Source organism: Janthinobacterium rivuli (assembly GCF_009208735.1).
Taxonomy (GTDB): domain Bacteria; phylum Pseudomonadota; class Gammaproteobacteria; order Burkholderiales; family Burkholderiaceae_D; genus Janthinobacterium.
The window spans coordinates 196,802-223,686 of record NZ_WFLJ01000006.1; the positions used below are offsets into that span (position 1 = coordinate 196,802).

The window sequence follows — 26,885 nt, forward strand, 5'->3', positions numbered from 1 at the left end:
CCTTTGCAAAAGACCTTGCATTTTGTAGGGGAATACGTTCAGACTGCGATTTTTAAGAATTTCTTATAGGAAAGTTATGCGCTTCAGGGATATCCGCATCGGCGTGCGCATCAATGCCGGTTATGCCATTCTGATCGTGCTGATGCTGGTCGTCATCGTCCTGGCGGGTAGCCGCATCTATGCCATCCGCGCCGAGACCGACGATATTCTGCAGCGCGACTGGGTCGCCGCCAAGGCCACCAGCAAGATCCACGGGCTGGCGCGCGAGGCGGCCACGCGCATCGTCAACCTGCCAAGCCAGCACGAGTCGGCGCTGCGCCAGGCGAACCAGGCGCGCCTGGAAGCGATCAAGCAGGGCATCGACGAGCAGGTGCGCATCCTCGATGGTCTCGATGCGCGGCCCGAGGAACGGCGCCTGCTGGAACAGATGCACCTGGCACGCGCCGAGTACTATGTGTCGCTCAAGACGATGTTCGAACTGGTCGAGCGCGGCGAGGATGGCCGTGCCGAACAGGCCATGCAGACGCAGACCTTGCCGGTGCTGGAAAAAGTGCTGCTGTACGTGGGCCAGCTCGACGACTTGCAGCAGCAGCTGATCCGCGACAGCGCGGCCAGGATACGCAACGACATCGATACCTCGCTGCTGCTGATGGGCGGCATCGGCCTGGCGGCGCTGCTGACGGGCATCGCCTTTGCCTGGTCGGCGCGCTCGATCACGCGGCCGCTGGGCGAGGCGGTGGCGATCGCCACGCGCGTGGCCAATGGCGACCTCAGTTCCGTCATCGAAGTGACGTCGCGCGACGAGACGGGCGAATTGCTGCAGGCGCTCAAGGACATGAGCACCAGCCTGGCCGTCGAGCAGGATCTGCGCCATGCCGTCGAAGTGGCCGAGGATGCGACCAAGATGAAGTCGGACTTCCTGGCCAATATGTCGCACGAAATCCGCACGCCGATGAACGGCATCATTGGCATGACCCACCTGGCGCTGCAGACGGAACTCACGTCGACCCAGCGCAACTACCTGGAAAAGGTGGAATCGGCTTCGAAGAACCTGTTGGCCATCATTGACGACATCCTCGATTTCTCGAAAATCGAGGCGGGCAAGATGGCCTTTGAAAAAGTCGATTTCTTCCTCGAGGACGTGCTGGCGCAGATCGCCGACCTGTCCGTGATGCGTGCCCAGGACAAGGGGCTCGAACTGCTGTTCGACATCGCGCCCGACGTGCCGAACGCACTGCAGGGCGATCCGCTGCGCCTGGGCCAGGTGCTGATCAACCTGACCAACAACGCGATCAAGTTCACGGACAAGGGCGAGATCGTCGTCACCATCCGCCTGCAGCAACTGGAAGAACATGCGGCAGTGCTGCGCGTGGACGTGCGCGACACGGGCATCGGCCTGACGCCGCCCCAGCGCAGCAAATTGTTCCAGGCATTCACCCAGGCCGACACCTCCACCACGCGGCACCATGGCGGCACGGGCCTGGGACTGACCATCAGCAAGCGCCTGGTGGAAATGATGGAAGGCGAAATCGATCTGGTCAGCGAAGCGGGCGTGGGCAGCACCTTTTTCTTCACGGCCCGCTTCGGCCTGGCCGCCGTACCGCGCGATAGCCTGCCGCAATTGCAGCATCAGCAGCAATTCCAGGGCCTGCGCGTGCTGGTGGTCGACGACAACCCCAGCGCGCGTGAAATCTTCGTCAGCATGCTGACGGCGCTCGGTTTCGAGGCGCGCGCCGTGTTTGGCGGCGTGCTGGCCATCGGCGCCGTGGCGCAGGCGCGCGCCGAGGGACGCCCGTACGGGCTGGTGCTGATGGATTGGAAAATGCCGGGCATGAACGGCCTCGATGCCCTGGCCGGCATCCGCGCCGACGCCGCCGGCATCGATGCGACGCCGGCCTGCATCATGGTCACGGCCTTCCACCGCGAAGCGCTGCTGGAGGCGGCGCGCCAGCGCGACTTGCCGCTCGACGGCGTATTGAACAAGCCCGTCAGCGCCTCGACCCTGCTCGACCAGATAGCGTTCGTGTTTGGCGGCGTGACGGGGCAGAGCCGCAAGACGCAGCGCCAGAGCAGCTACCGCGACGACGAGCGCGCCCTGCGCGGCGCCTGGCTGCTGCTGGTGGAGGATAATGAGGTGAACCAGGAAGTGGCGCAGCATATTCTCAACGATGCCGGCATCCGCGTCGACATCGCCAGCAATGGCGCCATCGCGCTGGCGAAGATCGAGGACAACGCCTATGACGGCGTGCTGATGGATTGCCAGATGCCGGTGATGGATGGCTACCAGGCGACGCGCAAGCTGCGCCAGGATCCCCGCTATTCAAATTTGCCCGTGATCGCCATGACGGCCAATGCCATGGTGGGCGACAAGGAAAAATGCCTGGACGCCGGCATGAACGATTTCATCGCCAAGCCGATCGACGTGGCGCAGCTGTTCGGTACCTTGGCGCGCTGGATCGCGCCGGCCACGCCGCAGGCAATGACGGCGGTGGCGGCGCAGCCGGAGGCGGAGCTGCCCGTGATCGCCGGCCTGAAAATGGCGGAAGCCATGCGCCGCGTGGGCGGCAATGCCGCTTTGATGCGAAAATTGCTGGACCGTTTCGTGGAAACCCAGTTCGATGCCATGCAGCGCATCGTCGCCGCCATCGAGAACAACCAGCTCGAGACGGCGATCCGCGAAGCGCATACGCTGAAGGGCCTGGCCGGCAATATCGGCGCCGGGGGCCTGGCCGACAGCGCCGCGCGGGTCGAGCACTTGCTCAGCCTGGGTTCGCACGACGGCTTGCCGCAGGCATTGGCCGCCTGCACGCTGGCGCTCGACGAGCTGGTGCCGAAGATCGTGCTGGCCATGCAGTCGCGCGGCCATGTGGCCGAGGCGGGCGGCGCGGCGCAGGCGCACGTGGCGCCGGTGGACCGGGCGCGCCTGGAAGCGGGCTTGCGCGAATTGTCGCAGCTGCTGCAGCAGGACGACGCGCAGGCTGTCAAGCACCTGGACGGCATCGGCCCCGTGCTGGTCGCGGCGGGGCAGGCGGAACACGCGCGCCAGTTGAAGCGCATGCTGGGACAATACGATTTCGAAGGGGCGCTGGCGCAGCTGGGCGAGGTGGCCGATGCGCTGGAGCTGACACTGTGACAAGGATAACTATGCAGAGCGAAGGACGGGCATGAGAGCGCCCGCAAGCAAGCCAACCATCCTGGTGGTCGATGACACGCCAGACAATATCGACTTGCTGCGCGCGGTGCTGGAAGACGATTACCGCACCAAGATCGCCGTCAATGGCGAACGCGCCCTGAAGATCGCCGCCGGCAGCGACCAGCCCGACCTGATCCTGCTCGACATCATGATGCCGGGCATGAGCGGCTACGATGTGTGCCGCGCGCTGAAGGCCGATCCCGCCACGGCCGGCATCCCCGTGATTTTTGTCACCGCCATGAGCGAAGTGGCCGACGAGCAGCTGGGCCTGGCCCTGGGCGCCGTCGATTACATCACCAAGCCGATTTCGGCGCCCATCGTGCTGGCGCGCATCAAGACGCAGCTGGCGATGAAGCAGATGCAGGATTTTTTGCGCGACCAGAATCATTACCTGGAAACGGAAGTGGAGCGCCGCGTGCAGGAAGTGGCGGCGCTGCAGGACGTCACGATCCACGCCATGGCCTCGCTGGCCGAGACGCGCGACAGCGAGACGGGCAACCATATCCGCCGCACCTCGCATTATCTGAAGGCGCTGGCCGAGAAAGTGCGCGGCCTGCCGCGTTTCCACGATTTTTTGACGGACAAGAATATCGAACTGCTGTTCAAGACGGCGCCGCTGCACGATATCGGCAAGGTGGGCATTCCCGACCATATCCTGCTCAAGCCGGGACGTTTCGAGCCGCACGAAATGGCCATCATGAAGACGCACACCACCCTGGGACGCGACGCCATCCTGGCGGCCGAGCACGAGCTGGGCATCGAAGTCGATTTCCTCAAGTACGCCAAGGAGATCGCCTACAGCCACCATGAAAAATGGGATGGCAGCGGTTACCCGCAAGGCCTGGCCGGCGACGCCATCCCGATTTCGGCGCGCCTGATGGCGCTGGCCGACGTGTATGACGCCCTGATCAGCCGGCGCATCTACAAGCAGGGCATGGACCATGCGCAGGCCGTGCGGATCATCGTCGAAGGGCGCGGTTCGCACTTCGACGCCGAGATCGTCGACGCCTTCCTGGAAATCCAGGACCAGTTCATCGCCATCTCCAACCGCTATGCCGACGGCGTGTGCGAGATCGCCGACAAGCAGCGGCAGATCGCGCCGTTCGCCGAAAACATCAGCTGACAGTCTTGAAGAAGCGCAGCATCTCTCGGCTGGCGTCAGGCCCCTTGCCATCCGTATAGCTGCCGCTGCCGCTGCCGCCGGACCAGGCGTGGCCGGCGCCGTGGATGACCCAGTGTTCGCCCAGCGGCGAGCCATCCGCCTGGCTGTGCGTGGTGCGCGTGTAGCGGTGGCCATTCGGCACGCTGCCGTCGATGGAAGCGGCCCTGGCCGCCTTGCCGCCAGCCTGGCTGCGCACGCCCTGGGCGATCAGTTCATCGCCGTTGCGCGGGTTGACGGTGGTGTCGCGGTCGCCGTGGAAAACGATGATGGGCACGCCGCCCTCGGGCGCCTTGCGCTGGGCATTGGGCATGGCGCCGCCTTTCATGGCGGCCAGCGCCGACGGCAAGTCCTGCGCCGAGGCGAACGGCAGGCCCGAATGCACGCCGACGGCGGCGAACAGGTCGGGGTACAGGGTACCGACGATGACGGCCATGGCGCCGCCCGCCGACAGGCCGGCGACGAACACTTCGCGTTCATTGACCGGATACTCGTCGATGACTTGCCGGGCGATGCCGGCGATCAGCGACGGTTCGCCCTGGTCGCGCTGCTGGTCGATGGCGTTGAACCAGTTCCAGCAGCGCGAACTGTTGGCGCCTTGCGTCTGCGCCGGGTAGACGACAAAACACTCCTTTTCTTCGGCCAGCGTATTCATTTGCGTGCCGGCGGCGAAATCATCGGGATTTTGCGTACAGCCGTGCAGCATCACGATCAGCGGCATGGCCTGGCCATGATAGCTGCTGGGGATATACAGTTTGTAGGAGCGCGTGCCCGCATGGTTGCGGTACACGCCGTCGATGAACTGCGCGCCAGCGGGGATGTCCGCCGGCGTGGCGGCCGGCGCGTTGAAGCCGGGCGGGTGGAAATTCGGCAGCTCGAAGCTGGGCATGTCGAAGCTGTGCTGGCCCAGGCCGGCGGGCACGCCCAGGCGCGCCATGAAATCCTGCGCGAAGTCCTGCGCCGCCTGCGCGGGCGTGGGCGGTGCGGCCGGCGTTTCCGGCGCGGCGGCAGCTTGCGGCTGTTCGGCGCGGGCCTGCGCGGGCGCTGCCGCCGGTGGCGGATTGATGTCGCGCATGGTCTGCGCTGGCGGCGCTTGCGTGGCCGTAGCCTGCGGCGCCAGGCCGGCGGCGGACAGCGCCTTCTGGATCGCTTCGGTGGCGGCGGCGGGACTGCCGCCCATCAGATTGCGGGTTGCGGCGCGCATGTGCGCCAACATGTTGAGAGGTAGTTTCATGACCATCCTTAACGGTGCCGCGCATCGGCCGGGTCATCGCCGCGAACCAATACGCTAGTGAATTCGCCCTGCGAGCGCCGTCTTGACGACGGTGCTGGCGTGCAGGGCACCTAATACGAAAATCGACTCGATGGTGGCCAGTGCCAGTTCCACGGAGACGTCGCTGGCGATGCTGGCCAGTCCCAGCACCTGTATCTGCAGGCGCTGGCCGGCTGCCTGGATCGCTTCCAGGTCGGCGCGCGAATAATGCTGCATGCCCAATACCAGGCTTTTGCGGGCGACGGTTTGTTTCACCACGTCGGCGTGGATACCCAGCTGGTTGCGTATGGCCGTACGGATCAGATCCGTGCGGTTGGAATAAAATCCCTCCTGGACCAGCAGATCGATCTGCCCCAGGTCGATCAAGCCGAGGTTGATCGTGATCTTTTCGGATTCCCCAATTTTGGGCTTGCTGTCTTGCTTGGCCATATCTCTCCAAAAACTCCACGTGGCATCCAATTGCCATCTGTATGGATGGTAGTATAGTTGTGAAATATCTCAAGTCAAGCAGGATCTGGCCTGATCGTGTTGTAGGACGGGCACCCGCAGAGTGAAAACGCGGCAGAAAATAAATCGGCGGCCGATGCTTTTTCAGCATGCTTTTCGCCGGAGAATGTATTTAAAGAAACATTGCATGGTGGTTCGATCGACGCGCCGGCGCCGTTTCGCGGCATAATGCAAGCCTGTACAAACACCGATGCCGCTCCATGATGGTCGATACCACGCTAGCCGTTCCGCTCCCCTTGCCCTCACCGGTGCCGTCGCCCTGTGTCAGCCTGTGCAAGATGAACCGCAACAGCGGCTTGTGCGAAGGCTGCCTGCGCACGCTTGACGAGATCATCGCCTGGAGCAAGGCCGATGACGACTTCAAGCGCGCCGTGTGGGCCGAATTGCCAGGACGTGTATCCCTGCTCGATTTCGAGCCCGATTACTGAGGAAGCCCATGCCGCGATCGCCAGCGCTGTTCCCCGATGCCATGCAGGTGTTCGAACGTGGCTGGCTCTCGTCGAACAACATCCTGTTCCAGGGCAGGGGTGACACGGCCCTGATCGACAGCGGTTATGTCACGCATGCGCCGCAAACGCTGGCCTTGCTGCGCCACAGCCTGGCGGGCCGGCCGCTGGAGCGCCTGTTCAATACGCACCTGCACTCCGACCATTGCGGCGGCAACGCGCTGCTGCAAGCCGAATACGGCTGCCATACGGCCATTCCCGTGTCGGAAGCGGACAAGGTGCGAACCTGGGACGTGGACGCCCTCAGTTTCCAGGCCACGGGCCAGCAATGTCCGCGCTTCGGCTTTGACACCACCGTCTCGCCCGGCGACACGTTGACGTTGGCCGACATGCGCTGGCAGGCGCTGGGCGCGCCGGGCCACGATCCGCACTCGCTGATTTTTTACTGCGCCGACGAGGGCATCCTGATCTCCGCCGACGCCCTGTGGGAAAACGGCTTCGGCGTGATCTTCCCGGAACTCGATGGCGGCTCCGGCTTTCTGGAGGCGCGCGCCACGCTGGACCTGATCGCCGGCCTGGACGTGCGCGTGGTGATCCCTGGCCACGGACGGCCGTTCACGGACGTCGCCGGCGCCCTGCAGCTCGCGTATTCGCGTCTCGATTACCTGGCATCCGACCCCGTGCGCAACGCGCAGAACGCGGTGAAGGTGCTGCTGAAATTTTTGCTGCTGGAGCGCCAGCGCATCGCCCTGGCCGAGATCCCGGCCCTGCTGCGCGGCATGCCCGTCTTCGAAGAGGCCAACCGGCGCTTCCTGCGCCAGGAGGCGGCCGCGTTGGCCGAGTGGGCCGTGTCGCAATTGGTGAGGGCCACGGCGGCAAGGGTCGAGGGTGAGTACTTACTTAACGATGGCTGAAACACGCCCGCGATAAATTCAGCACGATCGTACTTTTTCTGAACTATAATCAACCTCAGTGTGTTTCTCATCCCGATCAACTTTCCAGCGAGTCCGCCATGGCATTGCCTGTTGCGTTGCAAAACCTCTCCTTACCCGTTATCGCTTCGCCGATGTTCATCGCCAGCGGCCCGGCCCTCGTCGCGGCGCAGTGCAAGGCCGGCATCGTCGGTTCCTTCCCGGCCCTGAACGCGCGTCCCGCCGAATTGCTTGACACGTGGCTGACGGACTTGCAGGCCGAACTGGCCGCCTTCCAGGCCGCCAATCCCGATAAAAAAGTGGGACCGATCGCCGTCAACCAGATCGTGCACCAGTCGAACGACCGCCTCGCGCATGACGTGGCCGTGTGCGTGAAACACCAGATCCCCATCATCATTTCCTCGCTGCGCGCGCCGCCCAAGGAAATGCTCGACGCCATCCACAGCTATGGCGGCATCGTGCTGCATGACGTGATTTCGATCCGTCACGCGAAAAAGGCGCTGGAAGCGGGTGTCGATGGCTTGATCCTGGTGGCCAGCGGCGCCGGCGGCCACGCGGGCACCCTGTCGCCGTTCGCGCTGGTGGGCGAAGTGCGCAAATTCTTCGACGGCCCGCTGGCGCTGTCGGGTTCCATCGCCACGGGCGACGCCGTGCTGGCCGCGCAAGCGATGGGCGCGGACTTTGCCTACATCGGCTCGCGCTGGCTGGCGACCAAGGAATCGAACGTCAGCGACGGCTACCGCGACGCCATCGTCGACTCCAGCGCGGCGGACATCGTCTACACGAATTTGTTTACGGGCGTGCACGGCAATTACCTGAAAAAATCGATCGTCGCGGCCGGACTCGATCCGGAAGCCTTGCCCGAAGCGGACAAGAGCGCGATGAATTTCGGCTCCGGCAGCGCCAAGGCCTGGCGCGACATCTGGGGCGCGGGCCAGGGCGTGGGCTTGATGGATGACGTGCCGAGCGTGGAAGAGATGGTGGCGCGCCTGAAGGCCGAATACGATGCGGCGCGCGCGCGGTTGAAGCTGTAACGCTGGTGGTCGTTGTCGGATTACGGCCTTTGGCCTAATCCGACCTACGCCACCGGGCACTGGTAGGTCGGATTAGCGCGCAGCGCGTAATCCGACAACACCACAATCACTCCTGCTTCAAATCCTCGGGCTTGATGGCCCACAGCCCTGGCAGGTTGCGCCAGTAGCCATACGCATCCATGCCGAAGCCGACGACGAAGCGGTTCGGGATCACCAGGCCGACGATGTCCGCCTGCACAGGTTTCTTCTTGCCGATGGCCTTGTCGGCAAACACGGCCAGGATCACTTCCGCGGCGCCCATGTCCAGCAGGCGCTGTTTCACGTGCGCCAGGGTTTCGCCTTCGTCGAGAATATCGTCGAGCACGATGACGGTGCGGCCCGCCACGTTCGAGCGGGGGATGACTTTCCACACCACTTCGCCACCCTTGTCGTCGTCGCCGTAGCGGCTCACATGGATGTAGTCGAATTCGAGCGGAAAGCTCAGTTGCGGCAGCAGGCTGCCCGTAAACACGACGGCGCCGCCCATCACGCCCAGCACCAGCGGGAACTCTTTCGAGTCTTCGGCGTTGAAGCGCGTGTTGAGCACATCGGCCATGCGCGTGATCGACGCCTGCACGGTATCTTGGTCGAACAGCAGTTCCGCGTTCTTGATCAGGTCACGGGCACGGTTGTGATGAAATTCTTGCATGGACTCTTGCATGGCGATGAATGGGGCTGATGGTCAATGCCGGTATTATCCCGCAAATCGGCCTTATTTGTAATCGCGCGTGTCGTCGATGACCTTGCCGTCCTGCGCCAGGCTGCCCACGGCCACCAGCACCACTTCTCCCCGCAGCTTGGTCAATTCGCGGATCGAACCGATGATGGATTCCACGCCGCTGGCGTCAAGCGGATCATCGACTTCGCAATGCAAAGTCATCTCGTCGTTGGCCATGCGCCCGGACACCACCAGCCGCGCCTTCCTGATGTGCGGATGGCGGCGCGCGATCTCGTGCACCTGCGACGGATGCACGAACATGGCGCGCACCTTGGTGGTTTGATCCGCGCGCCCCATCCAGCCTCTGATGCGCGTATTCGTGCGCCCGCACGGCGACTGCGGCGCGTCCATCAGCACGGCCGACAGGTCGCCCGTGGCAAAGCGGATCAGCGGATAGTCGGCATTGAAGACGGTGACGACGACTTCGCCCACTTCGCCCGGCGCGACGGGAATGCCGCTGCCCGGATGGACGATCTCGAGCAGCACGTTTTCGTCGACGACCATGCCCGGATTGAGCTTGCCATCGCTGGCCGTTTCATAGGCGATGCTGCCGATATCGGCCGAGGCATACGTCTGGAACACGTGCGGCACGCCATTCTCGGCAAACCAGCTGCGCAAGGATTCAGGCAAGGCTTCCGCGCCCATCACGGCCCTGGTGACGCTGCTGATGTCGGCGCCCATTTCGCGCGCCTTTTCGATGATCAGTTTCAGAAATGACGGCGTGCCGATATACGTGTCCGGCTTCAGATCCATCATCGCCTGCACCTGCATTTCCGTCTGGCCGATGCCGGCCGGGATGACGGTGCAGCCGATGCGCGCGGCGCCGCCTTCGACCATGAAGGCGGCCGGCGTGAAGTGGTACGAAAAGCAGTTCTGGAGCAAGCCGCCGGCGCGCACGCCGGCCGCGTACATCGGGCGCGCGAAGCGCCACCAGTCGGGACCGCGGCCTTCCGGATCGAAGATGGGGCCGGGCGAGACGAACACGCGCGACAGGGCGTTCTTCGGCGTCGTGTTCAAGCCGCCGAACGGCAGGGCGTCGTGCTGCAATTGCTTGAGGTCGGACTTGCGCGTCACGGGCAGCTGCGCCAGCGCGGCGCGGCTGGTGACGTCGGCCGCGTTGACGCCATCGAGGATGCGGGCCCAGCCCGGCGCCTGTTGCGCGCGCGCGATCAGCTGCGGCAGGCCGGCCATCAATTCGCGTTCACGCGCTTCGGGGGCGCGTGCTTCCAGACTGTCGAGCGTATCGGTCATGTTGCGGATTCTCCAATGTCACGTTGCATTTTTTTCGTCAGCCCCGCAAAAATCAGGCTGTATGAGCGGTGCAGCAGGGCGGCCATTTCGTCGTCGTCGAGGGCGTCGGGACTGGCGACCAGCACCCATTTGGCACGCGCCAGGTAGGGCGCCGGGCGAAAGCCGGGACGGTCCGTCAATTCCAGGAAGCGTTCCGCATCGACCTTGAAGCTCATGCCGCGCGTGCTGTGCGCTTCCGCGCCGCACAGGGCGAACATCTTGCCGCCGACGCAGAACGCCAGCACGTCGCCCCACTTGATGTCTTCGGTTGCGCCGGGAAAACCGCGGCACACTTGCTTCGCCCGTTCCAGATCCATGACGGCAGCTCCCTTGTCAGGCCAGCCAGCGCTTGCGGCGGCGGTAGAACTTCATGTCGCGGAAGCTCTTGCGCCCGGCGCTGGAGACGCCCAGATAAAACTCCTTGACGTCTTCGTTGCTGGCCAGTTCCTGGGCCTGCCCTTCCATCACGACGCGGCCGTTTTCCAGGATGTAGCCGAAGTCGGCGTAGCGCAGCGCCACGTTGGTGTTCTGCTCGGCCAGCAGGAACGACACGTTTTCCTTGTGGTTCAGGTCCTTGACGATGCCGAAGATTTCTTCGACGATCTGCGGCGCGATGCCCATCGACGGCTCGTCCAGCAGAATCATCGACGGCTTGGCCATCAGCGCGCGGCCGATGGCGCACATCTGCTGTTCGCCGCCCGAGGTATAGCCGGCCTGGCTGCTGCGCCGCGTTTTCAGGCGAGGAAAGTAGTGATACACCTTGTCCAGCGCATCTTTCAGCTCGCCGCGCGACAGGCTGCGCGTGTAGGCGCCCGTCAAGAGGTTTTCCTCGATGGTGAGGTGGCCGAAACAGTGGCGGCCTTCCATCACTTGCGACAGGCCCCGCTTGACCAGCTCATTCGGCGTCAATTGATCCACGCGCTCGCCCTTGAACTGGACTTCGCCCTTGGTGACGTCGCCCCGTTCGCCGCGCAGCAGGGTCGAGATGGTTTTCAGGGTGGTCGACTTGCCGGCGCCGTTGGCGCCCAGGAGCGCCACGATCTTGCCTTGCGGCACTTGCAGCGACACGCCCTTCAGGACCAGGATCACGTGGTCGTAGATGACTTCGATATTGTTCACCGACAGGTAGGGCGGCGGCGCGGTGTCTGGTGTTTGCGTGGCAGTGGGTGTCATGGCTGCTTCGTTTTCATGTGATGTTGGTGCTTGTCGGATTACGCCTTCGGCTAATCCGACCTACGTCGTATCGAGGTAGGTCGGATTAGCGCAACGCGCGTAATCCGACACCACTTTGAGAGCCGCTTACTTCATGCACGCCGGCGTGATCTTCTTCTCTTCCGCGTACTTGTTCGAGGATTCCTCGACGAGTTTGCGCACCAGGGCCTTGTCGCCGACGATCCATTTCGGCGTGATGGCGGTCCACTTCTTGCCATCCCACTGCTGCACTTTCACGGCGCCCGAGCCTTCATGGTCGTCGCAGCTGGTTTTCACGGTGGGGAACATGCCCAGCGCGCCCACGGCCTTCTGGCGCGCATCGTCGACGTTCAGGTTTTCCAGGCCCCAGCGCATCTGTTCGCCCGTGATCGGCTTGCCCTTGCCGAATTTTTCCTGCGCCGTGCGGATCGCCTCCACCCACAGGATGCCGGCCGTCACGCCGCGCATGTGGTAGACGGAGCCGATGCGCGACTGGTCGGACAGGTTGCCCTTGCCGGAGGCGTAGAGTTTCTTGCGGATGTCGTCGAGCACGGGGTAATTGCCCGGCGTATTGAACGTCATCGCCGTGTAACCCTTGGCCGCATCGCCCGATGGAATCGTGTCTTCCTCGGAGCCGGCCCACCAGACGCCCAGCATTTTGTCGCGCGGGAAGCCGTTGCGCTGCGCCGTCTTGATGGCGACGGAGTTCATCACGCCCCAGCCCCACAGGATCACGTGATCCGGCTTGGCCTGGCGGATTTGCAGCCATTGCGATTGCTGTTCGCTGCCGGGCGGCGCGACGGGAATTTTCACCAGTTCGAAGCCGTACTGTTTCGACAGCGCTTCAAGCACGGGCAGCGGCTCCTTGCCGAAGGCCGAATCGTGGTACAGGTGGACGATTTTTTTCCCTTTCAGCTTGTCCATGCCGCCATCCTTGTCGCCCAGGTATTTGATCATGGCGGCGGCCTGGCTCCAGTAGCTGGAGATCAGCGGATACACGTACGGGAAGACCTTGCCGTTGGCGGCGTCCGAGCGGCCGTAGCCGATCATCGTCATGGGGATCTTGTCTTGCGCCACGCGGTCCAGGATGCCGTAGGCGACGCCCGTGGACAGGGTTTCGACCAGCGTCGCGCCGCCCTGCTTGGTTTTCAGGCGTTCATAGCACTCGACGCCGCGCGACGGGTTGTATTCGGTTTCGCATTCTTCCCAGCTGATTTTCACGCCATTGACGCCACCGGCCTGGTTGACCAGGTTGAAGTAATCGATGATGCCGCCGTAGAAACCGGAGCCGCCGGCCGCGTAGGGACCCACGCGGTAGGACGGCAGGGCGATGTACTGTTCCTTGTCCTGCGCCTGGGCGCTGCCGGCCATGGTGAGTGCGGCACTGGCGATGGCGGCGGCCAGCATGAGCGATTTGATGTGTTTCATTGTGTGTCTCCTCTTGTTTTATTTGGTATTCAAGTGAACCGACATCGACTGCAAAAACTTAATGGGGGAAGGGCCAGAGTCTCAACTTTTCTTTCGCGATCTGCCACAGCCTGGCCAGGCCGTGCGGCTCGACGATCAGGAAGAAGATGATCAGCGCACCGAACACCATCAGTTCCAGGTTCGAGGCCACGCTGGTTGGCAATGCCAGGCCATGCGCGATGGTGTTCAGGAAGACGGGCAGCAGCACGATGAAGGCCGCGCCCAGGAAGGAGCCGAGGATCGAACCGACGCCGCCGATGATGATCATGAACAGGATGCGGAAGGACAGGTCCAGGTTGTACGCTTCCGGCTCCACCGTGCCCAGGTAGGCATACGCATACAGGGCGCCGGCCACGCCACAGTAGAACGAGCTGACGGCAAACGCCAGCAGCTTGGTGCGCATCAGCCTGAAACCGATCACTTCGGCCGCCATGTCCATGTCGCGCACGGCCATCCACGAGCGGCCCACGTTCGAGCGGATCATGTTCTTGGCCAGCAGCGCCATGCCGGCGACAATCGCCAGTACCAGCAGGTATTTGCTTTGCGGCGTGTCGAACTGGTAGCCGAGAATGGTCATCTTTTGCACCGTGATCACGCCCGAGGAGCTGTAATTGGTCAGGTACGGGATCTTGGTCAGGCACCAGACGACGAAGAACTGCGTCGCCAGGGTGGAGGCGGCCAGGTAGAAGCCGCGGATGCGCAGGGAGGGCAGGCCGAAGGCGATGCCCACCATGGCCGCACACAGGCCGCCCAGGATGAACGACACGAGCAGCGGCAAGCCCGGCAGGCGCGCCATGAAGTTATACGAGGCGAACGCGCCCACGGCCATGAAGGCGGCCGTGCCCAGCGACAGCTGGCCCGCGTAACCGGTCAGGATGTTCAGGCCCAGCGCCGCCAGGGCGAAGATCAGGAACGGGATCAGGATCGCCGACAGCATGTAGGGCGAGGCGACATACGGCAGGAGGAAGACGGCGACGAGCAGCGTGGCCGTCAGCGCCAGGCGGTCTTGCCGGATCGGGAAAATCTGGTTGTCAGCCTGGTAGCTGGTCTTGAATTGTCCTGCTTCACGGTAAATCATGGGGTGGTCCTTTGCTCGCTGTTTTGGCTGTTGCCGGGTTACGCGCCATGCGCCAACCCGACCTACGATGCTGTTACGGTGGCGTTATATTCGCCGGATGATCTTCTCGCCGAACAGGCCTTCCGGGCGCACCAGCAGGAACAGCAGGGCCAGCACATACGGGAACCAGCCTTCGATGCCGCCGCCCACCATGGGACCGAGATAGACTTCGGCCAGCTTTTCCGACGCGCCGATGATCAGGCCACCGACGATGGCGCCCGGCACCGAGGTAAAGCCGCCGAGGATCAGCACCGGCAGCGCTTTCAAGGCGATGAAGGTGAGGGCGAACTGCACGCCGTTGCGCGCGCCCCACAGCAAGCCGGCCACCATGGCCACCAGGCCCGCCACGCCCCACACCACGGCCCAGATGCGCTGCAGCGGAATGCCGACCGCCAGCGCCGCCTGGTGGTCGTCGGCGACGGCGCGCAGGGCGCGGCCCACCTTGGTTTTCGAGAACAGCAAGGCCAGGCAGATCACCAGCAGCGCGCAGATGCCGGCCGCCACCACGTCGAACTGCGAGATGATGATATTGAAATGCTCCATCAGGAAGGGCATCGGCACGTCTTCGATGGGCAGGTCCAGCTTGTGCACCTGCGAGCCCCACATCAGCTGCGCCAGGCCTTCGATGAAAAAGGTCAGGCCGATGGTGGCCATGAACAGCGTGATTTCGGGCTGGTTGACGAGCGGGCGCAACACCACTCTTTCAATCGCCATGCCCAGAGCTATCATGGTGAGCATCGTCAGCGGGATGGCCAGCCACAGCGACAGGCCGAACTTGTCCATGATGCCGACGCAGGTGAGGGCGGCGAAAAACACCATCGCTCCCTGCGCGAAATTGAATACGCCCGATGCCTTGTAGATCAGGACAAAACCGATCGCCACCAGCGCGTACATGACGCCCGACAGCAGGCCGCCGATCAGCACTTCAAAGAAAAAATTGATATTCATTGCTATTCCTCGTCTAATGCGCCACGCCGAGATAGGCGTTGATGACATCCTGGTTGCTGCGCACCTCGTCGGGCGTGCCGTCGCCGATCTTCTTGCCGTAATCGAGCACCACCACCCGGTCGGAGATATCCATCACCACGCCCATGTCATGCTCGATCAGCACGATGGTCGTGCCCAGCTGGTCGTTGACGTCGAGGATGAAGCGGCACATGTCCTGCTTCTCTTCCACGTTCATGCCGGCCATCGGCTCGTCCAGCAGCAGGATGTCCGGTTCGGCCACCAGTGCGCGGCCCAGCTCCACGCGCTTTTGCAAGCCGTAGGGCAGGCGCCCCACGGGTGTCTTGCGGATGGCCTGGATTTCCAGGAAGTCGATGATTTCCTCGGCCTTCTTGCGGTGCTCGATTTCCTCGCGCCGCGCCGGGCCCCAGTACAGGGCTTGCAGCAGGAAATTCGACTTCATCTTCAGGTTGCGCCCCGTCATGATGTTGTCCAGCACCGTCATGCCCTTGAACAGGGCGATGTTCTGGAAGGTTCGCGCGATGCCGGACTTGGCGGCCTGGTAGCAGTCCATGCCGCGCCGGTGCTCGCCCCGGTAGATGATCTCGCCCTGCTGCGGACGGTACACGCCATTGATCACGTTGAGCATCGAGCTCTTGCCCGCGCCGTTCGGGCCGATGATGGCGCGGATTTCATGCTGTCTGACGTCGAACGAGATGTCGGTCAGGGCCTTGACGCCGCCGAACGACAGCGAGATGTTTTTCAGGTCGAGGATCACGGGACCCGTCTTGCGGGCCGTGCCGAAATGGGCGTCGGGTTCGTTCATTTGCATCGTGCTGTGCTCCATCATGCGGCCAGGCTTTGGGGCCGGTACGTTTTGCTGTCCCAGATCTGCAGGTCGGCGCTGGTTGAACCGGTGCGGCCGTCCTCGAATTTCACCTGGGTCTCGATGTATTGCGTTGCCTTGCCCTCGTACAGGGCGGAAATGAGCACCGCGTATTTTTCGGCGATGAATTTTCGGCGTACCTTGCGCGTGCGCGTCAGCTCGTCGTCGTCCGGGTCGAGTTCCTTGTGCAGCACGAGGAAGCGGTGCACCTGCGTGCGGTCCATCAAGGGGTCGGCCGCCAGTTCCGCGTTGACCTGCTCGATGCAGTCGCGGATCAGGCCATACGTCTCGGCGCGCGCCGCCAGGTCGGTGTAGCCCGAATAGGCGATGCCGCGCCGCTCGGACCAGTTGCCCACCGCTTCGATGTCGATGTTGATGAAGGCGCACACCTGGTCGCGCGCATGGCCGAAGGCCACCACTTCCTTGATGAAGGGGAAGAACTTGAGCTTGTTTTCGATGTAGTTGGGCGCGAAGATGGCGCCGCACGTCAGCTTGCCCACGTCGGCCGCGCGGTCGATGATTTTCAGGTGGCCTTCGCCGTCGAACACGCCCGCGTCGCCCGTATGAAAGTAGCCGTCGGCGTCGATCACTTCGGCGGTGGCGTCGGGACGCTTGAAGTAGCCGCTCATGGTGGCGGGCGACTTGACCAGCACTTCGCCATTGGCCGCCAGCTTGACTTCCACGCCCGGCGCCGGCAAGCCGACGCTGTCGAACTTGATATTGCCATCCGGTTGCAGACACACATAGGCGCAGGTTTCGGTGGAACCGTACAACTGCTTGAGATTGACGCCGATGGAGCGGTAGAAGCGGAACAGGTCGGGGCCGATGGCGGCGCCGGCCGTGTAGGCGACGCGCACGCGCGACAGTCCCAGCACGTTTTTCAGGGGGCCGTAGACGAGCAGTTCGCCCAATTTGTAGCTGAGGCGGTCCGCCAGCGGAACGGGCTTGCCATCCAGGATCTGCGCGCCGCAGCGCTTGGCCACGTCCATGAAATGGCTGAACATGTGGCGCTTGATGCTGCTGGCGTCTTCCATGCGTATCATCACGCTGGTGAGCATGTTCTCGAACACGCGCGGCGGCGCGAAGTAGCATGTCGGGCCGATTTCGCGCATGTCGATCATCACCGTGTCGCCCGATTCGGGGCAGTTGACGGTGAAGCCGGCCACCATGGCCTGCGCCAGCGAGAACAGGCAGTCGCCGACCCACGCCATGGGCAGGTAGGACAGGATGTCTTCCTCGTCCGTCAGCTTGTCGAAGGCCACGCCGCCAACGCCTGCGGCCAGCAGCGCCGTGTGGCTCTGGCACACGCCCTTCGGTTTGCCCGTGGTGCCCGAGGTGTACAGGATGACGGCCGAATCGCTGCCACTGCCTGCCGCCACGGCGGCGTCGAAGAAGCCCGGGTGTTCGCGGTCATAGGCCCTGCCCAGCACCTGCAGGGCGGCAAAGGACATCAGTTCCGGCTGGCGGTAATGGCGCATGCCCCGTTCGTCGTCGTAGGCGATGTGGGCGACGTGCGGATACAGGGCCTTGAGTTCGAGCAGCTTGTCGACCTGCTCCTGGTCTTCGACGATGGCGTAGCGGATTTCCGCATCCTGCAGCACATAGGCCATGTCGGCGGCCGGCGCGTCCTGGTACAGTGGCACGGGCACGCCGCCCAGGCTTTGCGCCGCCAGCATGGCCCAGTACAGGCGGGGACGGTTGTCGCCGATGATGGCCAGGTTCATGCCGCGCTGGAAGCCGATGGCGGCCAGGCCGCAGGCCAGCGCGCGCACCTCGTCGTTGACCTCGCGCCAGGTCCAGGTTTGCCAGATGCCCAGGTGTTTTTCGCGAAAGGCGGGCTTGTCGGATCGTGCTGTCCCGTGTTGCAATAAGCGCCGCGGAAAAGTCGGCATGGCTGCTGTGGTATTCGTTTGCACCAGTGTCTCCCTGTTGCTTGTCTCAGGCTCCACCTCGTTGGATGGCGCTCTGTGTTTTTTATGGTTCAGGCGTTTGTGCAATGATAGTAGCTTGCGTTAGTTTGCCGAGTTGTCTTTTCGGGGACATTTACCCACTTTTCGATGGTGCATCGCACAATGACCTACCCTGATATCAGCCTCAAGGATGCCGTGCGCGCGGCCAACTGGGCGCAGCTGCTCGACCCCGCGCAAATGGCCCGCGTCGAGGCGGACGTGTTCGAAACCTTCGTGCCGAAAGGCGGCTTTGTCTGCCGCAAGGGCGAGCCGGTGGACAACTGGATCGGCGTCATCAGCGGCATGGTCAAGATGAATAATTTTTCCGCCTCCGGCAAGGCCATGACCTTCATCGGCGTACCGCCCGGCAGCTGGTTCGGCGAAGGTTCATTGCTGAAGAATGAAATCCGCAAATACGACACCATGGCCCTGCGCGACACGCGCGTGGCGCGCCTGCCCGGCGCCACCTTCCACTGGCTGCTGGAAACGAGCTTGCCATTCACGCGCTTCCTGCTGATGCAGCTCAATGAGCGCCTGGGACAGTTCATCGGCATGGTGGAAAACGAGCGCCTGCTGGACCTGAACACGCGCGTGGCGCGCTGCCTGGCATCGATGTTCAATTCGCACTTGTACCCCGGCGTCGATACGCTGGTGCAGCTGTCGCAGGAGGAAATCGGCCTGCTGTCCGGTTCTTCGCGCCAGCGCGCCAACCAGGCCTTGCAGGTGCTGGAAAAGAAAGGCTTGCTGCGCCTCGATTACGGCGGCATCCGCGTGCTGGATCTGGAAGGCTTGCGCCGCTACGAGGCCGATGATGCCATCTGAAACCACCCGTGCCGCAGCGCTGCGCGTGCGCCTCGACGGCGGCTTTGTCGAGCATGCGCGATTCACGGGGCCGCCGGTCGATTTCAAGGACTGGACACCCGAAGAACTGGGCGCCGTCTGGGGTGCCTTGCACCGCGCGGCGCGCTTCGGCCATGACGACATCGCGCGGTTTGATCTGGCGCAGGCGCTGTTGGAGCAGGTGACTGAGGCCGGGCTGGCGCCGTTGCTGGCCGGCGAGATGTTCCTCGATGCGCTGGACGCGGCCAGCGATTACAACCGGGAATGGGAGTATGTCATCGGCTGCCTGGCCTGCCTGCAGGGCGAGGCACCGGCAGGCACGGCGGCACAGGCGCGGCGCATTCTCGGCAAAACCTCGGGCTGGGCCGAGCGGCCCTACCAGGCTTACCTGCTGGCGCGCCTTGCTGGCGGCGACGCCCCAGCGCAATTTGCGCAGGCAATGGAGGAGCGTCACGCCCACTATCCGATGCCATTGACCTTGCAGGAATTGGAACTGCTGCCGCAACTGGCGCAAGCGTCCCTGCTGGCGCTGGCCGGCTCGCGCTACAGCGGCCACTGGAACCGCGACAGTATCGGCGAGGCCGATCCCGCCGCCGTGCTGGCCGACGATGCGGCGTATGTAGCTTTTGCGCGCACGATGCTGGAACAGGCGGCACGCCATCTCGCCGCCATCCATGACGGCGGCGTGCCGTATGCGGCCGATGCCGCCTTTGCCACGGCAGACTCCCCGGTGCTGGCGCGCGCCGCGCGGGTCGCCGCCTATCGCGATGATGCATGGTTCAGGCCCGTGATCACCGTCTTGCTGCCTTTGGCATGCGTCGCGCCCGGCGTGGCCAAGAGTGCGCCGTCGCAGTCGTTGGCGATGGCGCTGGGCCATGCGGTGGAAACCATCCCCACGCCGGAAAGCTTGCTGGCCCTGCGCACGGCGCTGGCGCAGGTCCGCCATGCGGGCATCCGCAAGAAGCTGGAACGCAATCTGAAGCCGGCCGAACGGGCGCTGGCCGAACGGCCCGATATCGCCTGGAGGGGCGGCATGCCCGGCCCCATGGGCAAGCGGCGCCAGGCCATGCTGGCGCGCCGCCTGGAAGCGGGCTATGCCAGCGATGTGCGTCTGGGCCTGGATCAATGGCGCGCCCTGCGCGACGATGCCGATATCGATACGGTGGCGCGCGCGCTGGTGTGGCGCACGGGCGAGGGCCAGGCTTTCATGCTCGATGGCGAGGGTGCCATCGATGCATGGGGGCAGCCGGCGGACGTGCCGCTACAGGGAGAAGGGGAGATCGGCCTGTGGCACCCCTTGCACGCCAGCGGGGAGCAGCGCGCCGCCTGGCAGGCCCTGGTCACACGGCGGCGCGTGCGCCAGCCGCTGCGCCAGGTGTATCGTGAAATATATGCACCGCCCGGCGACGGCAGCGCCCCATTTGCCGGTTACCAGCTGTCGCTGCCTACCCTGCTGGGACTGGCCCGCCGCGAAGGCTGGCGGCTGGACGACGATGAAGGCCTGTCGCGCCAGTTCGGCGCCTGGCGCGTATTGCTGCGCCTCGAGGGACGCGTCTATCCAGGCGCGGGCGGCGCCTGCACGTCCAACGGGCTGGCACCCGCGCAAATGCTGCCGCTGGCGCCCGTGGCCTATTCGGAAGCGTGCCGCGCGGTGGATCTGCTGGTCAGCGCCAGCGCGCTGGCGCTGGTGGAAGACGGGCAAAGCGTGCAGCGCGAAGAACGCCTGTTTTACCTGGCCAACCTGGCTCCGGGGCCGATGGCTGGCATGCGGCGCGCCGTGCTGGAACAGGTATTCGCGCAGCAGATCGAGGATGGCCGAATGGCGCTCGAAGCGCGCCACCTGATGGTTGGCAGGCACGCGATCCACCTGACCACCGGCAGGGTCACGCTGGACGGCGCCGAGGTGGCGACCGAGGCGGTCGCGAAGGGGAACAAGCTGGGCGCCGTGCCGTGGCTGCCCTACGACGAGGCGCTGCTGGAAAAAATCGTCGCCACCGCCGGGGTGCTGCTGGCGCTGCACCGAGTGCAGCCCGGCGGCTAATCGCGGTATCATAGGCACTTCCCAGCACCGCTCCATTTTCGCTCCCATGCAGACACCTGACCAAGCCACTCCCGCCTCCCGTTTGTCGCAACTGCGCAGCGCCATGCGCGCGCAGCATATCGACGCCTGCATCGTGCCCTCGGCCGACCCGCATTTGTCCGAGTACCTGCCGGCCCGCTGGCAGGGCCGCGAGTGGCTGTCGGGCTTTACGGGTTCGGTCGGCACCCTGGTCGTGACGCAGGATTTCGCCGGCGTGTGGACCGATGGCCGCTACTGGGAGCAGGCGGAAGATGAACTGGCCGGCAGCGGCATCGTCCTGAAGAAAATCCCGTCCGGCGCCAGCGTGCTGTATATCGACTGGCTGGGCGAGACCATGCGGCCGGGGCAGACGGTGGCCGTCGACGGCGCCGTGCTGGGCCTGGCCAATGCGCGCCTGCTGCAGCAGGCGCTGGGCGCGCACGTGACCCTGCGCACGGACACCGATGTGCTGCAAGCCGTGTGGCCGGATCGCCCGGCCATGCCCGCCGCCCCCGTGGTTGAACATGTGGCCGCGTATCCATCGCTGTCGCGCATGGAAAAACTGGCGGCCCTGCGCGCCGGCATGGCGGCGCATGGCGCCAGCCACCATGTGATTTCCACCCTCGACGACATCGCGTATCTGTTCAACCTGCGCGGCGCCGACGTCAACTACAACCCCGTCTTCCTCGCGCATGCGCTGGTGGGCCCCGAGCGCGCCACCCTGTTCGTCGCCGACGGCAAGGTGCCGGCGTCCCTGCGCGCCACCCTGGAGAGCGAAGGCGTGGACGTGGCCGCGTACGACCGCACCGCGGCTGCGCTGGCCGCCCTGCCGGCCGGCGCGACCCTGCTGCTCGATCCGCGCCGCATCACCTTCGGCACGCGCCAGGCCGTGGCCGAGGGCGTGCAGGTGGTCGAAGCCATCAACCCGACCACCCTGGCCAAGTCGCGCAAGACGGATGCCGAAGCGGCGCACGTGCGCGCCGCCATGGAGCAGGATGGCGCCGCCCTGTGCGAATTTTTCAGCTGGCTGGACGCCACCCTGGCCGACCCGCAACGCGCACCGTTGACGGAAATCGGCGTCGACGAACACCTGACGGCCGCGCGCGCCCGCCGCGCGCACTTTGTCAGCCCCAGTTTCGGCACCATCGCCGGCTTCAATGCGCATGGCGCCATCATGCATTACCACGCGCATGCGGGTAGCGAGGCCACCATCGAAGGCGACGGCTTGCTGCTGATCGACTCGGGCGGCCAGTACTGGGGCGGCACCACGGACATCACGCGCGTGGTCCCCGTCGGCACGATCACGGCCGAACACAAGCGCGATTTCACGCTGGTCTTGCGCAGCATGATCGCCCTGTCGCGCGCGCAGTTCCCGCGCGGCGTGAAGTCGCCCATGCTCGATTCCATCGCCCGCGCGCCCCTGTGGGCCGAAGGCATCGACTTTGGCCACGGCACGGGCCATGGCGTGGGCTTTTTCCTCAACGTCCACGAAGGGCCGCAATCGATTTCGCAGTCCGCCATGCCGGAGCCGCAGACGGCCATGGAGATCGGCATGATCACTTCCATCGAGCCAGGCATCTACCGTCCCGGCCAGTGGGGCATCCGCATCGAGAACCTGGTGCTGAATGTACCGGCGGGGACAACGCAATTCGGAGAATTCCTGCGCTTCGAAACCTTGACCCTGTGCCCGATCGACACGCGCTGCGTGGAACGCTCGCTGTTGCGCGACGACGAGGCGGCCTGGCTGAACGACTACCACGCCACCGTGCGCGCGCGTCTGGCGCCGCACTTGACCGGCGACACGCTGGCGTGGCTGGAACAGCGCACGGGAGCCATCTGATGCGCTCGACCCGCGCCACGTCCGCCATCGAGCGGCTCAAGGAACGCACCGGCCATCGCCTCTACACGATGGCGCGCACGGGCGATGAACTGTTCTTTCTCACGGAAGGCCCCGGCTTGCCGCCTTTGTGCCCGCCGCTGGAACTGGACGCCTTCGTCGCCTTCGTCAATGGCCTGGGACCGCAAAAGGCGCGCCGCGTCAGCAAGCTCGATGTGGCGTTTGAAAAGCAGCTGACGAAAAAGCCGCAGGACTAAATGCCGACCATCGACTTCCTGCGCGCCTACTGGTCGCCGGCCGAGCTGGCGACGAATGGCGTGATCCTGCTGAACCTGCTGGGCGCGCTGCTGCTGGGCTTGCTGGTGGGCTACGAGCGTTCGTACCACGGGCGCGCGGCGGGCATGCGCACCTACAGCCTGGTGTGCATGGCGTCGGCCGCGCTGACGGTGCTGGGCGGCTATCCCGAGTTCTGGTACGGCGGCCATGGCGCCATCGTCGGCAGCGACCCCACGCGCGTCATCCAGGGCATCGTCACGGGTGTCGGTTTCCTCGGCGCCGGCGTGATCATGCGCGAAGGCTTCAATATCAGCGGCCTGACGACGGCCGCCTCGATCTGGGCCTCGTCCGTGATCGGCATCATGGTCGGCATCGGCTTTTATCTGTCGGCCATGGGCCTGGCCTTTCTTTGCGCGATGGCGATGATTTTTCTGTCAAAATTGGAGAACTGGCTGCCGTCGCGCCACGCGGTGGCCATCACCATGCGCTTCAAGCAGGGTTTTGTCCCGCGCGAAGATGCGCTGCGGCGCATGGCGGCCAAGCGCGGCTATGACATCGCCGGCGGCTCGCTGACCATCGGCAGCACCGACGGCATGCAGGAGTGGCGTTTTGTCGCCATCGCGCATGGCAAGAACACGGGCGCCAGCCTGTCGGCCATGTCGGCCGAACTGGCCGCTTTCGAAGGCATCGCTGGCTTCCAGCTGTCGCACGCACGCAACTGAAAAGGATGGACATGGACGCACAGGCGCAAGAGGTACTCGATTTCTGGTTCCTGCCGCCGGATAACCCTGACCATGGCCAGTCGCGCGTGGAATGGTTCCGCAAGGATGACGGCTTCGACGCGCAGATACGCGCGCGTTTCGGCGCGTTGATCGATGCCGCCATCGAGGGCGGCTTGCGCGACTGGGACAGCACGCCGCACGGCGCGCTGGCGCGCCTCATCGTGCTCGATCAATTCACGCGCAATGTGTATCGCGGCACGCCGCGCGCGTTTGCCGGCGACGGCCAGGCGCTGGCGCTGGCCGTCGCCTTGACGCAAGCGGGGCAGGACCGGCAGCTGCCGCCGATGCTGCGCGCCTTCGCCTACCTGCCGTTCGAACACGCGGAAGACCTGGCCATGCAGGCACGCGCCGTCGAGCTGTTCCAGCTGCTGTCACAGGCGCAGCCCGGTTTTGACGGCATGCTCGATTATGCCGAGCGGCACCAGGAAGTGATCGCCCGCTTTGGCCGCTTCCCGCACCGCAACGCCATCCTCGGACGCGCCGCCACGCCGCAAGAGCTGGAATTCCTGCGCCAGCCGGGATCGAGTTTCTAGAGCATCACCATGAACGTGACCCTGAATATCATCGGCGCCGGCCATGTGGGCCGTGTGCTGGGCCGTCTGTTCGCCGGCGTGGACGGCATCGTGGTGCAGGATGTGCTGACGCGCTCGATGGCGTCGGCGCAGGCGGCCGTCGATTTCATCGGCGCCGGCACACCCGTCGCCAGCTATGCGGCCTTGCGGCGCGCCGACGTGACGATGCTGGCCGTTTCCGACGACCAGATCGGCCCGGCCTGCGCGGCGCTGGTGGCCGAGGGACGCCAGGCGGGCGCCATCGTGTTTCACTGCAGCGGCGCGCTGGCCTCGAATGTGCTGCTGGCGGCCACGCAGGCCGGCGCCTCTGTCGCCAGCGCCCACCCGATCCGCAGCTTTGCCGACCCGCGGCAGGTGGCCGCCACCTTTGACGGCACGTTTTGCGGCGTCGAAGGCGACCCGCTGGCGCTGGCCTTCCTGACGCCGGCCTTGAACGCCATCGGCGCGCGTCCCGTGCCCATCGATCCGGCCGCCAAGACGCTGTATCACGCGGCCGCCGTCTTCGCCAGCAATTACCTGGTGACGGTGCTCGATGCCGCCTTGCGCGCCTACCAGGCGGCCGGCATCCCCGAACCTGTGGCGCGCGAACTGGCGCAGCCGCTGGTGACGGAAGCGGTGGCGAATGTGTTCCGCCTGGGCGCCGCGCCCGCGCTGTCCGGCCCCATCGCACGGGGCGATTCGGCCACCGTGCAACGCCAGCAGCTGGCGGTGCAAGCCTGGGATCCCGCCACGGGCGAGTTGTACCGCGCGCTGGTGGCGCCCACGCAGGATCTGGCCAGGCGCAAGCGCGGGCAGTAACTTAGTCTGCGGCGTGCACGCAGTTGCGTCCGTTCTGCTTGGCCTGATACAGCGCGCTGTCGGCGCGCGAAAAGAAGGCCGATTCGCTTTCGTCCGGCCGGTACTCGGCCACGCCCAGGCTGATCGTCACGGGCACTTGCGGCGCGGGCAGGCCGAAATCGTGGCCTTCGATGGCGGCGCGCAGGTTTTCCGCCACGACCGCCGCTTTGGCCAGGTTGCAGTTATTCAGCAATACCAGGTATTCCTCGCCGCCCCAGCGCGTGATGACGTCGCTTTCGCGCACGGTGGCGCGCGCCACGTCGGCCACGCCACGGATGACCTTGTCGCCCCACAGGTGGCCATGGGTATCGTTGACGCGCTTGAAGAAATCGATGTCGAACAGGATGGCGGACATGGGCTGCTCGTTGCGCTTGGACAAGAGCATGGCGCGCTGGAACAGCAATTCCAGCGATTGGCGGTTCAATAGCCCGGTCAGCGCATCGGTCGAGGCGATGCGCTCGATGCGGCGCTGGTAGCGGTTCACCGTCAGCAGGGTCAATACCAGCACCAGCAGGGTGACGCCAAAGCTGATGGCCAGGTTGAAGATGAAGACGCGCTGCAGCGACTGGACTTCGTCGCTGACGTTCTGCTCGACCACCAGGTACCAGCCCAGCTCGGGAATGAAGCGCGAGTTGACGAGGATTTGCGCGCTGCCCAGCTGGTACGACAGATGCGTCGGTTCGCTGCGGTGGTTGATGATCTGGCCGGCAATGGCGCTCACGCCGGGCAGGCTGCGGATGTTGCCGTGCCCGTTGCGCATGGTCTTGCCAGCCAGCACCAGGGTGCCGGCGGCGTCGACAAAATAGATGTTGCGGTGGAAGCGTGCCTGGTAGCGGTCGATGATGTGGCTCATGGTGGCCAGGGTCAGGCCGATGCCGGTGGCGCCGATGAACCGGCCGTCGTAGTCGACCACGCGGTGGTTGATGAAGATGGTCATGCTGTCGCGGTTGGCCATGTCCACGTCGACATTCGTTTCATAGTCGGTCTTGTCCATGGCGCGCACGCGGTAGTACCAGATGTCGCGCGTCGCCTGCGGGCTGACGGATTTCAGGGTGCCTTCCGCGTAATAATATTTGCTGCTCTTGTCCGAGACGAGGAAGCTGGTGATGGCGCCGTATTTCTTCTTGACCTCGGCCAGGTAGCGCACGATTTGCGCCGGGTTGTTTTCGCCGGCCAGTATCCAGTCGCGCACGAAGGTGTCGTGCGCCATCAGCGAAGAGATGAAGACGGGGCGCAGCATGTCCTTCTGGATTTCGGAATAGATATTGTCGCCCGTCAGCGGCAAGGTCTGGTCGGCGATGCCATGCTCGATGGCCTGGCGCGAGGCCAGGTAGCTGGCCAGGCTGGTCGCCATGAAGCCCGCCCCCAGGATCAGGGTCAGGAGGATGAGCAGGCGGTACTTGATCGACAGAAGACGCATGGGGACGAGGAGTGGCAGGGGGGAGGGCCATCGTGACGCAGCCAAAAGTATGCAGCAGGCCGGGTATTGGCGCAATGATAACTGGCTTTATTGATAATTTAGGCAGGCGAACGCGA

General features: G+C 64.6%; 24 protein-coding genes. 12 read left to right on the forward strand and 12 right to left on the reverse strand.

Going from position 1 to position 26,885, the window contains the following annotated elements:
- Positions 1-76: 76 nt before the first annotated feature.
- Both GCN78_RS09955 and GCN78_RS09960 read left to right on the forward strand, forming a co-directional pair.
- Positions 77-3,133, forward strand: a complete 3,057-nt coding sequence (locus tag GCN78_RS09955) for a response regulator (protein WP_152251569.1) — start codon at positions 77-79, stop codon at positions 3,131-3,133.
- A gap of 31 nt (positions 3,134-3,164) precedes the next feature.
- Positions 3,165-4,316, forward strand: coding sequence for a response regulator (locus tag GCN78_RS09960; protein ID WP_152251570.1), 1,152 nt, complete (start codon positions 3,165-3,167; stop codon positions 4,314-4,316).
- Here the strand turns inward: GCN78_RS09960 and GCN78_RS09965 are convergent.
- Both GCN78_RS09965 and GCN78_RS09970 read right to left on the reverse strand, forming a co-directional pair.
- Positions 4,309-5,586 carry an extracellular catalytic domain type 1 short-chain-length polyhydroxyalkanoate depolymerase gene (locus GCN78_RS09965; protein WP_226939557.1) on the reverse strand — a complete coding sequence of 426 codons (1,278 nt, stop codon included), beginning with the start codon at positions 5,584-5,586 and terminating at the stop codon, positions 4,309-4,311. The genes GCN78_RS09960 and GCN78_RS09965 overlap by 8 nt on opposite strands.
- 54 nt (positions 5,587-5,640) lie before the next feature.
- Positions 5,641-6,054, reverse strand: coding sequence for a CopG family transcriptional regulator (locus tag GCN78_RS09970; protein WP_034783786.1), 414 nt, complete (start codon positions 6,052-6,054; stop codon positions 5,641-5,643).
- Between the two features lie 278 nt (positions 6,055-6,332).
- Here GCN78_RS09970 and GCN78_RS09975 point away from each other — a divergent pair, with 278 nt between their 5' ends.
- The 3 genes from GCN78_RS09975 to GCN78_RS09985 all read left to right on the forward strand — a co-directional run bounded on the left by GCN78_RS09975 (position 6,333) and on the right by GCN78_RS09985 (position 8,544).
- Entirely contained in the window at positions 6,333-6,560 is a 228-nt protein-coding gene (locus tag GCN78_RS09975) for a DUF1289 domain-containing protein (RefSeq protein WP_152251571.1), read from the forward strand.
- Positions 6,561-6,568: 8 nt separating this feature from the next.
- Positions 6,569-7,492, forward strand: coding sequence for an MBL fold metallo-hydrolase (locus GCN78_RS09980; protein WP_152251572.1), 924 nt, complete (start codon positions 6,569-6,571; stop codon positions 7,490-7,492).
- Between the two features lie 98 nt (positions 7,493-7,590).
- Positions 7,591-8,544, forward strand: a complete 954-nt coding sequence (locus GCN78_RS09985; protein ID WP_152251573.1) for an NAD(P)H-dependent flavin oxidoreductase — start codon at positions 7,591-7,593, stop codon at positions 8,542-8,544.
- 106 nt (positions 8,545-8,650) lie between these two features.
- On the opposite strand, the gene GCN78_RS09990 is transcribed toward GCN78_RS09985, so the two are convergent.
- The 9 genes from GCN78_RS09990 to GCN78_RS10030 all read right to left on the reverse strand — a co-directional run bounded on the left by GCN78_RS09990 (position 8,651) and on the right by GCN78_RS10030 (position 18,089).
- Positions 8,651-9,232, reverse strand: a complete 582-nt coding sequence (locus GCN78_RS09990) for a hypoxanthine-guanine phosphoribosyltransferase (RefSeq protein WP_152251574.1) — start codon at positions 9,230-9,232, stop codon at positions 8,651-8,653.
- Positions 9,233-9,295: 63 nt separating this feature from the next.
- Entirely contained in the window at positions 9,296-10,552 is a 1,257-nt protein-coding gene (locus GCN78_RS09995; protein WP_152251575.1) for a phenylacetate--CoA ligase family protein, read from the reverse strand.
- The gene (locus GCN78_RS10000) at positions 10,549-10,908 is read right to left on the reverse strand and encodes an MmcQ/YjbR family DNA-binding protein (RefSeq protein WP_152251576.1); all 360 of its coding nucleotides are present in this window, start codon (positions 10,906-10,908) and stop codon (positions 10,549-10,551) included. The genes GCN78_RS09995 and GCN78_RS10000 overlap by 4 nt, the downstream gene beginning before the upstream one ends.
- A gap of 16 nt (positions 10,909-10,924) precedes the next feature.
- The gene (locus tag GCN78_RS10005; RefSeq protein ID WP_070218968.1) at positions 10,925-11,764 is read right to left on the reverse strand and encodes an ABC transporter ATP-binding protein; all 840 of its coding nucleotides are present in this window, start codon (positions 11,762-11,764) and stop codon (positions 10,925-10,927) included.
- A gap of 126 nt (positions 11,765-11,890) precedes the next feature.
- Entirely contained in the window at positions 11,891-13,210 is a 1,320-nt protein-coding gene (locus GCN78_RS10010; RefSeq protein WP_099665905.1) for an ABC transporter substrate-binding protein, read from the reverse strand.
- Positions 13,211-13,268: 58 nt separating this feature from the next.
- The gene (locus tag GCN78_RS10015) at positions 13,269-14,327 is read right to left on the reverse strand and encodes a branched-chain amino acid ABC transporter permease (protein WP_100428692.1); all 1,059 of its coding nucleotides are present in this window, start codon (positions 14,325-14,327) and stop codon (positions 13,269-13,271) included.
- Positions 14,328-14,411: 84 nt separating this feature from the next.
- A complete protein-coding gene (locus GCN78_RS10020; RefSeq protein ID WP_193316686.1) occupies positions 14,412-15,308 on the reverse strand; it encodes a branched-chain amino acid ABC transporter permease in 897 nt (298 codons plus the stop codon).
- A 19-nt stretch (positions 15,309-15,327) separates the two neighbouring features.
- Entirely contained in the window at positions 15,328-16,143 is an 816-nt protein-coding gene (locus GCN78_RS10025; protein WP_226939558.1) for an ABC transporter ATP-binding protein, read from the reverse strand.
- Positions 16,144-16,157: 14 nt separating this feature from the next.
- Positions 16,158-18,089: an AMP-binding protein gene (locus tag GCN78_RS10030; protein ID WP_152251660.1), complete on the reverse strand. Its 1,932-nt coding sequence runs from the start codon at positions 18,087-18,089 to the stop codon at positions 16,158-16,160.
- Positions 18,090-18,269: 180 nt separating this feature from the next.
- Here GCN78_RS10030 and GCN78_RS10035 point away from each other — a divergent pair, with 180 nt between their 5' ends.
- The 7 genes from GCN78_RS10035 to GCN78_RS10065 are packed head-to-tail and all read left to right on the forward strand — an operon-like array spanning position 18,270 to position 25,310.
- Positions 18,270-18,968, forward strand: coding sequence for a Crp/Fnr family transcriptional regulator (locus tag GCN78_RS10035; protein ID WP_152251579.1), 699 nt, complete (start codon positions 18,270-18,272; stop codon positions 18,966-18,968).
- Positions 18,955-21,027, forward strand: coding sequence for a DUF4132 domain-containing protein (locus GCN78_RS10040; RefSeq protein WP_152251580.1), 2,073 nt, complete (start codon positions 18,955-18,957; stop codon positions 21,025-21,027). The genes GCN78_RS10035 and GCN78_RS10040 overlap by 14 nt, the downstream gene beginning before the upstream one ends.
- Positions 21,028-21,073: 46 nt before the next feature.
- Positions 21,074-22,885: an aminopeptidase P family protein gene (locus GCN78_RS10045; RefSeq protein ID WP_152251581.1), complete on the forward strand. Its 1,812-nt coding sequence runs from the start codon at positions 21,074-21,076 to the stop codon at positions 22,883-22,885.
- Positions 22,885-23,139, forward strand: coding sequence for a hypothetical protein (locus GCN78_RS10050; RefSeq protein ID WP_077398459.1), 255 nt, complete (start codon positions 22,885-22,887; stop codon positions 23,137-23,139). Before GCN78_RS10045 ends, GCN78_RS10050 begins: the two co-directional genes overlap by 1 nt.
- The gene (locus GCN78_RS10055; RefSeq protein WP_101483406.1) at positions 23,140-23,880 is read left to right on the forward strand and encodes an MgtC/SapB family protein; all 741 of its coding nucleotides are present in this window, start codon (positions 23,140-23,142) and stop codon (positions 23,878-23,880) included.
- 5 nt (positions 23,881-23,885) lie between these two features.
- Positions 23,886-24,473 carry a DUF924 family protein gene (locus GCN78_RS10060; RefSeq protein ID WP_152251582.1) on the forward strand — a complete coding sequence of 196 codons (588 nt, stop codon included), beginning with the start codon at positions 23,886-23,888 and terminating at the stop codon, positions 24,471-24,473.
- Between the two features lie 9 nt (positions 24,474-24,482).
- Positions 24,483-25,310, forward strand: a complete 828-nt coding sequence (locus GCN78_RS10065) for a Rossmann-like and DUF2520 domain-containing protein (protein ID WP_152251583.1) — start codon at positions 24,483-24,485, stop codon at positions 25,308-25,310.
- Between the two features lies 1 nt (position 25,311).
- Here GCN78_RS10065 and GCN78_RS10070 read toward each other — a convergent pair whose 3' ends face one another.
- On the reverse strand, positions 25,312-26,769 hold the full coding sequence (locus tag GCN78_RS10070) for a sensor domain-containing diguanylate cyclase (protein ID WP_152251584.1): 1,458 nt from the start codon (positions 26,767-26,769) through the stop codon (positions 25,312-25,314).
- Positions 26,770-26,885: the final 116 nt, after the last annotated feature.

Coding starts and splice junctions, on each gene's coding strand:
- GCN78_RS09955 (WP_152251569.1), top strand. CDS start 77: ATGCGCTTCAGGGATATCCGCATCGGCGTGCGCATCAATGCCGGTTAT.
- GCN78_RS09960 (WP_152251570.1), top strand. CDS start 3,165: ATGAGAGCGCCCGCAAGCAAGCCAACCATCCTGGTGGTCGATGACACG.
- GCN78_RS09965 (WP_226939557.1), bottom strand. CDS start 5,586: ATGAAACTACCTCTCAACATGTTGGCGCACATGCGCGCCGCAACCCGC.
- GCN78_RS09970 (WP_034783786.1), bottom strand. CDS start 6,054: ATGGCCAAGCAAGACAGCAAGCCCAAAATTGGGGAATCCGAAAAGATC.
- GCN78_RS09975 (WP_152251571.1), top strand. CDS start 6,333: ATGATGGTCGATACCACGCTAGCCGTTCCGCTCCCCTTGCCCTCACCG.
- GCN78_RS09980 (WP_152251572.1), top strand. CDS start 6,569: ATGCCGCGATCGCCAGCGCTGTTCCCCGATGCCATGCAGGTGTTCGAA.
- GCN78_RS09985 (WP_152251573.1), top strand. CDS start 7,591: ATGGCATTGCCTGTTGCGTTGCAAAACCTCTCCTTACCCGTTATCGCT.
- GCN78_RS09990 (WP_152251574.1), bottom strand. CDS start 9,232: ATGCAAGAATTTCATCACAACCGTGCCCGTGACCTGATCAAGAACGCG.
- GCN78_RS09995 (WP_152251575.1), bottom strand. CDS start 10,552: ATGACCGATACGCTCGACAGTCTGGAAGCACGCGCCCCCGAAGCGCGT.
- GCN78_RS10000 (WP_152251576.1), bottom strand. CDS start 10,908: ATGGATCTGGAACGGGCGAAGCAAGTGTGCCGCGGTTTTCCCGGCGCA.
- GCN78_RS10005 (WP_070218968.1), bottom strand. CDS start 11,764: ATGACACCCACTGCCACGCAAACACCAGACACCGCGCCGCCGCCCTAC.
- GCN78_RS10010 (WP_099665905.1), bottom strand. CDS start 13,210: ATGAAACACATCAAATCGCTCATGCTGGCCGCCGCCATCGCCAGTGCC.
- GCN78_RS10015 (WP_100428692.1), bottom strand. CDS start 14,327: ATGATTTACCGTGAAGCAGGACAATTCAAGACCAGCTACCAGGCTGAC.
- GCN78_RS10025 (WP_226939558.1), bottom strand. CDS start 16,143: ATGCAAATGAACGAACCCGACGCCCATTTCGGCACGGCCCGCAAGACG.
- GCN78_RS10030 (WP_152251660.1), bottom strand. CDS start 18,089: ATGCCGACTTTTCCGCGGCGCTTATTGCAACACGGGACAGCACGATCC.
- GCN78_RS10035 (WP_152251579.1), top strand. CDS start 18,270: ATGACCTACCCTGATATCAGCCTCAAGGATGCCGTGCGCGCGGCCAAC.
- GCN78_RS10040 (WP_152251580.1), top strand. CDS start 18,955: ATGATGCCATCTGAAACCACCCGTGCCGCAGCGCTGCGCGTGCGCCTC.
- GCN78_RS10045 (WP_152251581.1), top strand. CDS start 21,074: ATGCAGACACCTGACCAAGCCACTCCCGCCTCCCGTTTGTCGCAACTG.
- GCN78_RS10050 (WP_077398459.1), top strand. CDS start 22,885: ATGCGCTCGACCCGCGCCACGTCCGCCATCGAGCGGCTCAAGGAACGC.
- GCN78_RS10055 (WP_101483406.1), top strand. CDS start 23,140: ATGCCGACCATCGACTTCCTGCGCGCCTACTGGTCGCCGGCCGAGCTG.
- GCN78_RS10060 (WP_152251582.1), top strand. CDS start 23,886: ATGGACATGGACGCACAGGCGCAAGAGGTACTCGATTTCTGGTTCCTG.
- GCN78_RS10065 (WP_152251583.1), top strand. CDS start 24,483: ATGAACGTGACCCTGAATATCATCGGCGCCGGCCATGTGGGCCGTGTG.
- GCN78_RS10070 (WP_152251584.1), bottom strand. CDS start 26,769: ATGCGTCTTCTGTCGATCAAGTACCGCCTGCTCATCCTCCTGACCCTG.